Annotated in this window: 8 protein-coding genes; 3 read left to right on the top strand and 5 right to left on the bottom strand. The window is 43.8% G+C overall.

What is annotated here, in order from left to right; all coding sequences use genetic code 11:
• Window positions 1-74: 74 nt before the first annotated feature.
• Entirely contained in the window at window positions 75-1265 is a 1191-nt protein-coding gene (locus AB9H30_RS05190; RefSeq protein ID WP_371193580.1) for an acyl-CoA dehydrogenase, read from the bottom strand.
• 166 nt (window positions 1266-1431) lie between these two features.
• Here AB9H30_RS05190 and AB9H30_RS05185 point away from each other — a divergent pair, with 166 nt between their 5' ends.
• Window positions 1432-2262 carry a LysR family transcriptional regulator gene (locus AB9H30_RS05185; protein ID WP_371193579.1) on the top strand — a complete coding sequence of 277 codons (831 nt, stop codon included), beginning with the start codon at window positions 1432-1434 and terminating at the stop codon, window positions 2260-2262.
• Window positions 2263-2694: 432 nt separating this feature from the next.
• Window positions 2695-4446 (top strand): diguanylate cyclase, encoded by a 1752-nt coding sequence (locus AB9H30_RS05180; RefSeq protein ID WP_371193578.1) that lies wholly within the window; start codon window positions 2695-2697, stop codon window positions 4444-4446.
• 57 nt (window positions 4447-4503) lie between these two features.
• On the opposite strand, the gene AB9H30_RS05175 is transcribed toward AB9H30_RS05180, so the two are convergent.
• From AB9H30_RS05175 to parC, 4 genes are all read right to left on the bottom strand, one after another.
• Window positions 4504-4710, bottom strand: a complete 207-nt coding sequence (locus AB9H30_RS05175) for a hypothetical protein (RefSeq protein ID WP_371193577.1) — start codon at window positions 4708-4710, stop codon at window positions 4504-4506.
• A 151-nt stretch (window positions 4711-4861) separates the two neighbouring features.
• Window positions 4862-5377: a redoxin domain-containing protein gene (locus AB9H30_RS05170; protein ID WP_371193576.1), complete on the bottom strand. Its 516-nt coding sequence runs from the start codon at window positions 5375-5377 to the stop codon at window positions 4862-4864.
• A gap of 37 nt (window positions 5378-5414) precedes the next feature.
• Window positions 5415-6338 carry a putative RNA methyltransferase gene (locus AB9H30_RS05165; protein ID WP_371193575.1) on the bottom strand — a complete coding sequence of 308 codons (924 nt, stop codon included), beginning with the start codon at window positions 6336-6338 and terminating at the stop codon, window positions 5415-5417.
• Window positions 6325-8679, bottom strand: a complete 2355-nt coding sequence (gene parC / locus AB9H30_RS05160; RefSeq protein WP_371193574.1) for a DNA topoisomerase IV subunit A — start codon at window positions 8677-8679, stop codon at window positions 6325-6327. Before parC ends, AB9H30_RS05165 begins: the two co-directional genes overlap by 14 nt.
• Before the next feature lie 99 nt (window positions 8680-8778).
• Here parC and AB9H30_RS05155 point away from each other — a divergent pair, with 99 nt between their 5' ends.
• The gene (locus tag AB9H30_RS05155; RefSeq protein ID WP_371193573.1) at window positions 8779-11925 is read left to right on the top strand and encodes a response regulator; all 3147 of its coding nucleotides are present in this window, start codon (window positions 8779-8781) and stop codon (window positions 11923-11925) included.
• Window position 11926: the final 1 nt, after the last annotated feature.

Raw genomic sequence — 11926 nt, 5'->3', positions numbered from 1 at the left:
TAGTGTTGATTTCAGCCTTGCTGGTAAATTCCCTAAGACCTATTTTTGGGCGAAGGTCGTTGGAACAGAACTGTTTAGAAAAATGCTTGAATACCCGTTTGTGCCCTGCCTAAAATTAAGGCATGAACATCGTGAGTACCTTCGTAAGTATTCACCGCTTCTAGGTTCATTACATGGCGAATGACATGATATTCGTCGCTGATACCGTTACCCCCATGCATGTCGCGCGCAACACGAGCAATATCCAATGCTTTCCCACACGAATTACGCTTCACTAAAGAGATAGCTTCTGGAGCCAAAGTGCCAGCATCCATCAAGCGTCCAACTTGTAAGCAAGCGAATAGACCGGTGGTGATTTCCGTTTGCATGTCCGCCAGCTTTTTTTGTATGAGTTGGGTAGATGCTAAAGGCTTACCAAATTGCTCCCGGTCGAGGGTATATTGACGTGCAGCATGCCAACAAAACTCTGCGGCACCTAACGCCCCCCAAGAAATTCCGTAACGTGCTTTGTTTAAGCAACCAAAAGGACCAGACAGTCCCTTGGCATTAGGTAGCATGTTTTCACTTGGCACAAACACGTTATCCATAACGATCTCGCCGGTAATAGAAGCGCGAAGAGAAAACTTACCTTCAATTTTTGGAGCACTGAGCCCCGGCATGCCTTTTTCAAGAATGAAACCTCGAATGACGCCGTCGAGTTTGGCCCACACAATGAAGATATCGGCGATAGGTGAGTTAGTGATCCACATTTTAGCGCCTGTTAGCTTATAGCCACCGTCTACCGGTACTGCTCTTGTAATCATGCTGGCAGGATCTGAGCCCGAGCCTGGCTCAGTTAGGCCAAAACAGCCAATATATTCGCCAGTAGCTAATTTAGGCAAGTATTTGATGCGCTGCTCTTCACTGCCATAGGCATGGATCGGATGCATAACCAACGATGACTGCACACTCATAGCACTGCGGTAGCCACTGTCTACACGCTCTACTTCTCTTGCGACAAGGCCATACACGACATAATTGACGCCAGCACAGCCATACTTTTCAGGAATAGTTGCGCCTAGTAAGCCAAGCTCGCCTAACTCTGTCATGATTTCTGGATGAAAGACTTCTTCACGATTGGCCATTAACACCCGCGGCATAAGCTTTTCTTGACAATACTGACGCGCACTGTCTCTGATCATGCGCTCTTCTTCGGTCAGCAGAGAGTCTAATGAAAGGGGATCTTCCCAGTTAAAAACCGCTTTATTGTTTGAATCTGAAGACATTAAAAGGCACCTTAATTGTAAAAACCGCTGCGACACTATCTTGAGCAACGCATACCGATTGAAGATGCCTAATGATAAGGAAAAGTTAGCTAAAGTTAAAATAAATATTTTCTTTAGGTGCTATAGTTTGTAGCTATACCATTACAAAAAATCATAAGAACCACATATGGATTTACGTAGCCTCAAATATTTCGTCTCAGTTTACCAGCAGGGTAGCTTTAGCGCCGCGGCTAAAGCTTGCTTTGTAGCGCAGCCGTCGATGTCCTTTGCCATCGCGCAATTAGAAGATAGTTTGCAAACCACTTTGTTTAATCGCCATGCGCGTGGCGTTACCGCCACGGCATATGGCGAGCGTCTTTTCCCACTTGCTCAACAACTGTTGGGGCAAGCTGACGCCATTAGCCACTTGTTTGTCGAAAAAAGCCTAAAGCAGTCTTTTTTATTAGGCGTGACCAAGGGCTTAGGTGTCGAACGTATGAGCGCCCTGCTAAAAGATTTCACAGCGTCTCAAGAGTTTATGGAGCTGACCTTGGTGTCACATACGCAAACTTGTGATGCACGTATTATCATGAAAGAAGAAATTGAAGAAAATGAGCAATTTATTACTATCTGGAAAGAAGACTATTTATTGGCATTACCCTACAACCATATGCTATCCCTAAAAGACCATATTACTTTGTCTGATCTTGACGCCCTACCCTTCATACAGCGGACGCCATGTGTAGCATGGAACCATCTTAACGACACTTTAACCTTAGCCGGCTACAGCGTCGATATAAGAGCTAAAATACAAACTATCGACTATGCCTTGGGTCTAGTTCAGGCGGGCCTGGGCTGCGCACTGGTGCCTGCGCATTCTGAAATTTTGAGTAAAACAGAATTGGTGTATCGCCCTATTGAAGGATTACGGTTAATGCGAGAGATCGTATTTGCATTTAAGCAAGCCACAGGCGTAATTTCTCAACTACAGGAAGTAGTTATTAAACATCGCCGCTAAGACTCTAGATAATGAAAATAAGCTTTTGCACTGTATTATAAAAGCGCATTCGTTTGCCAGATCATCTAGCATCATGCAGATGAAACATGTCATTGACTATTGCGAATAACAATTTGAATTTCTCACCGCATCAGCCTACTCTTGATAATCTGCTTTGGTAAGACGTATTATAATGCGTGGGCAGCGAACTTCTGCTTTTCGTCAATAAAGCAATATTTGAATCTGACGTGAATCAATAGCGAGTCTTCGCTATACGCGACTTTCTGCAGATTTTAATGAATCTAGGCCCTAGGTCGATAAGTACACAACAAAGAATATTCGTTACAAAATGGTGCTCTGCATCAGTCTCAATAACCTGAGAAAATGAACGAGGCCAATTTGGTGCTTGATGTTTTAAATCAAATGAAGTTCACACAGGCTGATAAGTTATCTATGAAATTAAATCTTAAAAAACGCTTTGCATTTTTAACATGGATAAGTTCAATAGCTTTGCTTCTATTTGTTGCTACAAGTCATAGTTATAACCAAGCGGTCGATGATGCCGAAGCAACAAGCGAATTGGATCGCGCCTACACGATTAGAAGCTCCAACCCGAGTCAGTCCATCGAAATTTTAAGCAACATTTCACGTGAACAATTGAGTGAGGCTAATCAAGACCGCTATGATTTAATCAATGCATATTTACTGTTTATGACTGGTAAGGTTTTAGAGTCAATTGACGCTTTCAAAGCGCTCTCTGAAAATGCTCATACCGCTGATGAAAAGTTTAATGCCTACGCTTCGCTCACTGCTCTATATGCGGGCACCCAAAACTGGTCTGAAGCCTTTAAAGCACTCGATTATTTAATTGGCAATATCGAAGCGATTAACAGTCTTGACTCTGAGGAGCAGGCTCACCTTGCTGCGATCAACCTTTACAGCATGATTAACGAAGATGATGTGCTGATAAATTATGCCACCCCCCTTTTAAACAGCGAGTACAGCCAACGCTTTAATTGTATTGCAACCATGCATATATTTACTTCAAAAGTCGAAAACGACATCGACTCACTTTCAGAAGATGACTTTGAAACGGGTTTACAGACCTGTGAAAATGCCGGTGAGCCGGTAGTTAAGCTGGGAATTTATAATAAATACGCCGCCTATCTGTTTAAGCTAGGACAAACCGATCAAGCATTAGGCATGCTCTTAGAACAACTTGATGTCATAACACGAGCAAACTATGCGCCTTTGTTTGACGATTACTATGTCTTATTAAGTGAGGCCTATTTAGAAAAGCAAGAGTATGAAAAAGCCCATCAATATGCATTGTTAGTGGTAGGGGATGCTAAACCTGACATGCTAGTGTCGAGATCAGACGTTGCTGCTTATAAAGTGCTATATGAAGTGGCCGAAGCTAATCAAGATTACCGATTAGCGTTAGAATTATATAAAGCATATGCAGGGGCTAAATCGCTAAACATCACCAACGATAATGCAAAAATGCTGAGTATCCAAAAAGCGAGGCAAGACAGCGCAGAAAAATCCAACCAAATAGCGCTACTCGATACCGAAAATTCACTGTTAAGAGCAAGAGCGCAGCTCGACAAAGAAACCGCAAACAATCGGAAGTTACTCATTACCTTCATGATCATCGCTTTATTAATTACCTGTATTTGGGTCTATAAAAAACGCAGTAACTATATAAAATTCCGAGAAATCTCCAGAAAGGACGGACTAACGGGCATTGCAAACCGGCACTTCTTTACAACAACCGCCAAGCAAATGACTGAGAATAGCGCTAAAGATAACTCTCCTATTAGCCTAATTCTGTTTGATTTAGATGACTTCAAATCCATCAACGATAATTTTGGCCATCAAACGGGTGATCATGCTCTGCAAACTGCAGTTGATGCCGCACGAGATGCCTGTCGTGACAATGACCTTATTGGCAGACTGGGTGGAGAAGAGTTTGGGATTATTTTGCGCGGCTGCGAGATCAATACCGCAATGAGTATTGCTGAAGACTGCCGTATTGCAATTGAAAGCACCAACCGAACAGCAAGCCAAGAATACAGCTTAACCGCGAGTTTCGGTGTAGCAAGCTCTGAAACTTGTGGCTATAGCTTTGACAGCCTATTTGAAGCTTCCGACAAAGCACTATACAACTCAAAGGGCGCTGGAAAGAACAGAGTGAGTCATTAGAATTTATCTTTAATTAATGAGGATTGTCACGATAGACTGCAAGAAGCCTTCTTTCGCCTACTTTTTAGCTAGGTCAGACTTCGCTTTTGCCGCTTTTTTGGGAGCCATTATGGATACCACAATAGCCGCAATTATTACCAAACCAACTAACGCGGAGAGCATCATTAAAGCCTCGGTCATACCCGGGTTTTCACTACCCTTACTGCTATAAGCGGCAGAGCTTAAGGAAGCTACGCCAGCACATATGAATGCCTTAATTTTCATTCACTCTCCAAAGTCAAACATGATTAACATCCTAGTAATCTAACAAGCCTTACATCCACGACGTAAAATACCAGCACTGAGTACATTGAACAATAAATTCAGCACACTTTTACCTGTATATTCGCGAGTCTGCTCATCAAGATTGACTTGCTTATTGAAAAGCTTCCCGCAATTTAAGACCCAGTGCAGTGGAATAGCCAAATGCACGGCTGCTCACCACACCTTCCTCACTAATAACATAATAACTAGGGTAACCTTGAATTTGAAACTGTGCCTTTAAAGCATCATGCCCCATTAGCACTTTTGCCAATACTTGATGTTCCTCAACAAACTGCTGTACTTCTTGCTCACTCGAATAATCAAGAGCGACAACTACTACGTTGATTTTGTCTGAGTTGAGGTACTCTAAATTATCGATGCTCAGCGCACAAATGGTGCACCACGGCGCAAAAAAATAGATCAAATTGGGCTTTCCTTCTACTAGCAGAGGCAATACTTCTCCTTCAAGGCTGACTAAATTTTGCTGCACAACACCTACACTGCCGTCGCTACTGAGCATATCTTTAGTTTGCCAATATACAATGGCTGAAATCACAAGCGCAGCGAGCACCACATCACGGGCATGCCTTATCCAATTAGAAGACGAGCCTTGCTTAGAAATAGTCATATATTGCTCCTGTGGTCACGCAATACTTCTTGCAGCATTATACAGATGAGACCATGCGGGAAGGTTCAAAAGCATCATGATAAAATTGCTTGATGGTAAAGTCAGCGGTGATGGTATCTAAGCTCTCTAACAAGCGGGCTTTGTTAGCTGGAGAAATCCGCCAATAAAAAGGTGTCATTTTTAGTAAATTTAGTTTGTCGGCGGGATCTTCTAAGCGAAAGTTAAAACTCAGACTGCTTTGTTTAACAAGGTTAAATCCTGATGGCAGAGCCTGTTTAGATTCATGTAACTTTGCCTCATCATATACAAACTCTTTGAGCTCCTGTAAATGATTGGCTGCAGGCTCAACGACCAGCCACATACCTTGCGCGCCTATTATTCTCTGCACCTCTGATGGGCTTGATGGCGCAAACACCTGTAGTGCAACGTCAACACTTTTAGCCGCTAAGGGAATATTATAACTACTCGCTACCGCGTATTGATTTTGCTTGTTTTTTTTCGCAGCTTTTTGCACCGCAGGTTTAGAAATATCTAAGCCTGCCACTGACAAATCGATGCCAGCTGCAACCAGTTTGTCTTGAATATGTGCAGAGTAGTATCCTTCTGAGCAGCCCACATCAAACAATAGTGGGCGTGCAGAATTGTCTTGGGTGTTCGTTTGTTGCTGCAGGTGAGAAAGTGTTATTTTGGCAAGCGCCTCAGCAAGTGGCAAATAAGACTGCGTAGCTAAAAAATCCTGGCGAGCCAGCACCATATCTTTGTTATCACCTGGGGCCTTGCTGTTTTTATGCTGCGCAAGCAGTAAATTCACGTAGCCTTCTTTGGCGCAGTCAAAACCATGGTGTTGCTGACATTGCCATGTGCGCCCCTGCAACTCAAGCAATGCATGGCAAACCGGGCACTGCCACGAAACAAACGGCAAAACCCCATTTGCCTTTTCGATAGCGCTACTGTGGTCCATCTTCGCTAGTGGCACCCGGTTCTGCATCAGTGTCGATATTGTGAATATCAGCATTATCGCTGAGTGGGTCGCTAGCAGGCACAAGGGCTTTTGAGACTATTTCGACGTCATCGACCCGCTGTAAACCGCGTGGAAGTTTATTTCCTCTGCGTCCGCGCTCACCATGATAATGTTGTAAATCACTCTGACTCAGGGTCATGATGCGTTTACCTGCAACCACTTTGACACTGGCATCCGCGGGCACAACAACTAAGTGGGTGAGGTATTCTTCTCTACTTTTGCTCTTTGCAGACGGAATGTTCATTAGTTTATTCCCCTTACCTTTGCCCAACACTGGCAGATCTTTTAAGGGGAACAACAGCATCCGTCCCTGGTTTGAAATACACAAACACCAGTCTGTCTCGAGTTCAATAAGACGTTGCGGGCACAGTATTTTCGCGCCAACAGGCAGCGAAACAAAGGCTTTACCAGCCTTATTTTTGGTAAGCATATCCTCATAATGACCGACAAAGCCATAACCCGCATCAGAGCCAACTAAATACGCTTGTTTGTCTTGCGCCATTAATACATATTCGGCACGCTCACCGCTAACAATACTAAAGCGCCCGGTGATAGGTTCGCCTTGGCTGCGAGCAGATGGCAAGGCATGAGCATCGCATGAAAAGGTTCTACCGGAGGTATCTAAAAAGACTACCGGTTGATTGCTGCGCCCTTTAGCGCTGTGCAGATAGCTGTCACCAGACTTATAGCTTAAGTTAGTGCCATCTATATCGTGGCCCTTCGCGCATCGTGCCCAACCTTTCTCAGATAGCACCACGGTAACCGCTTCAGAAGGTACGAGTTCTTTCTCGCTCAATGCTCTGGCTTCGCCTCGCTGTACGATCGGAGAACGGCGGTCATCACCATAGATATCAGCCGCTTCTAAAATTTCTTTTTTAATCAGGGTCTTTAAACGACGATCTGAGCCTAACAATAACTCTAAGCCATCGCGCTCTTTAGCGAGCTCGTCTTGCTCACCCGTAATTTTTACTTCTTCAAGTTTGGCTAAATGGCGAAGTTTTAACTCTAAAATTGCCTCTGCTTGAGTATCGGTGATACCAAAACGTTCCATCAGAACAGGCTTAGGCTTGTCCTCGGCGCGAATAATGGCAATAACTTCATCGATATTCAAAAAGGCAATTAATAAGCCATCCAAAATATGTAAACGGGCTAACACCTTGTCTAGTCGATATTGCAATCGACGGGTAACCGTATCTCTTCTAAAGGCGAGCCACTCGGTTAAAATAACTTTTAAGTCTTTGACTTGAGGGCGACCATCAAGTCCAATCATGTTGATGTTTACACGGTAGCTTTTTTCTAAATCAGTAGTAGCAAACAAGTGCTGCATAACTTGCTCAATGTCTACCCGATTCGAGCGGGGCGTGACAACTAAACGGGTAGGGTTTTCATGATCTGACTCATCACGCAAGTCGCTAACAAAAGGCAATTTTTTAGCCTGCATTTGCCCAGCAATTTGCTCTAAAATTTTCCCGCCTGACGCTTGATGCGGTAAAGCGGTGATCACAACTTCGCCATTTTCTTCATGATATACCGCGCGCATTTTAATGCTGCCGCGTCCGGTTTCATATATCTTTTGAATATCGGCTTTAGGAGTAATGATTTCGGCATCGGTTGGATAATCAGGTCCTTGCACATGGGCCAGCAGGTCTTGCAGCTCTGCTTTACTATTATCCAGAAGCTCGGCACAGGCATTCGCTACTTCTCGCGCATTATGCGGCGGAATATCAGTGGCCATGCCTACTGCAATGCCTGTTATGCCATTTAGCAAAATATGCGGCAGACGAGCAGGCAATACCTTGGGTTCTTGCAAAGTACCGTCAAAGTTAGGCGACCAATCTACCGTGCCCTGTCCAAGCTCTGTCAGAAGTATTTCTGAAAATTTTGAGAGTCGGGCTTCGGTGTAGCGCATTGCCGCAAAAGATTTGGGGTCATCCGGAGCACCCCAGTTGCCTTGACCGTCAACTAAGGGATAGCGATAAGAAAAGGGCTGTGCCATCAACACCATGGCTTCATAACAGGCCGAATCACCGTGCGGGTGAAACTTACCCAAAACGTCGCCCACGGTGCGCGCAGACTTTTTATACTTGGCGTTGTTACTCAGTCCTAGATCAGACATTGCATAGATAATACGCCGCTGGACAGGCTTTAATCCATCACCAATGTGCGGCAGTGCGCGGTCCATTATCACGTACATGGAATAGTTTAAGTAGGCGTCTTCGGTAAAGCGGCCCAGTGGCAATTGTTCGATGCCATCATTGTTTATTATTATATCGTTATTCATAAGTCGATGATCATTAGATGAGCGTTGTGTACTTATTCAAAAGGAATCTTTATATTAGTGGTCATGGTATCGCATTTTTTGCAAAAGCATAACTTTCTATTGAATAAACTCAAATCCTATTGTGTGGTTTTTGTATTTGCCTGCATTTTGTCAGGTATTTTTGCTGCGCCCAAAGCCCATGCGCAAAATGAAATCGTGTTAGCACAAACCGAAACCGCTGAATTAGTAACGCCGAAATTCGCTGTTTATTGGCAAGACGGTGAGCCACTTACTTTTGACGCCTTTCGTGCAAACAAAGACAACATGCCCTATCAATTTTCTGATCGATCAAACTTTGGGTTTGTTAAAGACGGGCTGTGGTTTCATGCCAAAGCGATTAATCGCACCGATGTCGAAAAATGGGTGCTATCAGTCAGGTTTGCGCAACTTGAAGATGCTCATGTGTATATCATGTATCAAGGCGAGTTGATTTATCAGGCCAGCGATGGCATTGGTAACAAAGGCTCTAACTTCGCCAACCCCACCTTTGAGTTTAACTTACCAAAAGACGAGCACGTCGACATATTTATGTATGCATCGTCAGCAAGCATGTCGCTGCTTGCCCCCATATATTTGCAATCCGAAGCGGTGCACGAGCAAACCAATCAAATCGACTTTTTACTATGGGGCGGTTTTTATGGGGCCATCTTGATCCTCGCGATGTATGCGATTACCTTTTCGTTCAACTACCCTAGCATCAGTAACATGTTGTTTTTTACACACATTGCGGTAGTGCTAGTTTGGCAGTTGAATTGGAGCGGTCACAGTAACCTGATAGGCAATGACTTCGGGCAAATACTAAGCCTGCTAAAACCTGAAGAACTCTTGATATTGCTGTGTATGTCTGGCACTGCGTTTACACTCAAACTGCTTCCAAAAGAAAAATATACAAAACAAATGTACGTTACTCTGCTCATTTTTATCGCCGTCTCATTACTATCATTAGTATTAATTAGGCTTCCTTTGCTATCGATTGAATGGCGTTTTGTTTTGACTTATTCTGTGGGATTTAGCTGCTTGGGCATTAATTTTTTAACTTCACTACAAGCGTTCAATAGCAAGTACGTGCCAGCTCGGCCTATTTTAGTCGGCTGGTCTATCATGTTCTTAGGCGCTGCGCTCAGCACTTTATATATATTTGGCTATTTAAATACCAACACATTTAACGCCCAACTATTTCAATTAGCATTAAACATTCAGGCCGGCGCTTTTTTACTGTCGATTGTAAGTAAAACGCAAACTGAATTAGAAACCGAGCTTGTGCAGGCGCGCGCAGATGCTGAAAATAATTTTATTCTCGTCGAGGAGCAAAACGTACATCTCGATATGGCCAGACGTGATGCCGTAAAGGCCAGTGAAGTAAAATCACAATTTTTAGCAAACATGTCTCATGAAATCCGCACGCCTCTCAACGCCATAATTGGGTTTAGTAAAGCCCTCGAATCAAAAATCAATGTTGCAGAGCGCGACGAACACATCAAAATCATCAACTCTGCCGCCACAGACCTACTTACTTTAGTCAACGATATTCTTGACTTTTCAAAGATGGAAGCCGGGCAACTGAGTCTCAATAACAAGCCGTTTAAGACTACTGACTTATTTGAAGACATCGCCGCCACCATGTCGAAAACGGCGCATTTAAAGCACTTAGAATTTATTTACGATGTTGATGATATGCCAAAAGTTTTAATCGGTGATATTTTTAGAGTCAAACAACTGCTAATTAATCTTATTGGTAACGCGCTAAAATTTACTAACTATGGCTATATAGCCCTGCGAGCAAAGGTTCAATCAATTACTACTGCAGAATGTGTACTCAGCATACAAATCGAAGATTCAGGTATTGGCATTAGCGACTCTGACATACACAGTATTTTTAACGCGTTTCATCAGTTAGACGACGAACTCAATAAGTCGTATCAAGGCACAGGCCTTGGATTAGTGATATGTCAGGAATTGGTCTATTTAATGCAGGGCGAGCTATCGGTAACCAGCCAACCGTCCATTGGCAGCACATTTAAAGCCACGATTCCTTTTAAGGTCCAAACGCCTACGCCACTCGATCAAGACCACTCAGCATTTCAAGGACGCAAAGCACTGGTGTACGATTTGTGGGAAAAGTCGCAACAAACTATCGTGCAGCAGCTAACTTTAAGCGGGTTTGAGGTCAGTACTTTCGACTCGTACGAAAGCCTACGTGAACACCTGCAGCCCGATAGCTTTTTATTTGTGACCCTGGGCATCAAACATAGCAGCGAGCGCCATGACATTATCAATAAAATAAGTCAGTTCGCGCCCTCCAAAACCGTTATTTTGTTCTCTGGAGCACCTCCACCTGCGCCATTAGTGGGGATGATGCCAAGCTCAACTAGAGTAATGAGACTGCCCCTAACAGCAAGGAAAATTGCCAGCCTAGAATTTGCAGCGCAGCAAAACAAGCCATCATTGAATGAACGACAGATTATGGATTTGCCTTCAGTGCGTATGCTCGCGGTCGATGACATGGAGCTGAACTTACGTTTGCTGGAGACGTGGCTAAAACACTCGCCTATCACCTTAGATTTAGCCTATGACGGGCCAAGCGCGATCAAAAAATGCGAGCAGACGGAATACGATATTATTTTGATGGATATTCAAATGCCATCAATGGACGGCATTGCAACAACTAAACACATAAGGCAAACGCCCCTGAATATGGGCACACCCGTAATCGCAGTGACGGCCCATGCCCTCGCCCAAGAAAAACAGCATTTCTTAGAGTCTGGGCTTGAAGACTTTATTTCCAAGCCCATCGAATTAGATAAGTTAATTTTACTGATTAATGAATGGTGTGAGTTTTCAGATGGTAACAATGAAAAGTTGCCTGACAGCATTGATTGGGAGTTAGCGCTGCTTCGGTCAAATCACAACCCCGAAGTAGCGATGTCTTTTATGGATGACTTTATGGCTCACCTCGGTGAACATCGAAAAAACATTCAACAACATGCCGAACGCCACCAAGTTGAAGAGTTGTTAGCGAGTATTCACAAACTCCATGGTGCATGCTGTTACACCGGCGTACCGCGTTTACAAGCAATGTGTTTCGACCTTGAAGAAATGCTCAAGAGCAACCCAGGATTGCGCTTTGAAGATGCTGTCAACGATTTAATGATAGAAACCAGTCTGTTAATTAATGACTGGTCGAAGCGCAGACAGCGTTTGGTATAGG

The sequence above is a fragment of the Glaciecola sp. SC05 genome (assembly GCF_041380235.1).
Lineage (GTDB): Bacteria > Pseudomonadota > Gammaproteobacteria > Enterobacterales > Alteromonadaceae > Glaciecola.
The sequence above is the reverse complement of the archived record's forward strand: the minus strand, read 5'-3'. Positions and strand labels throughout refer to the sequence as shown.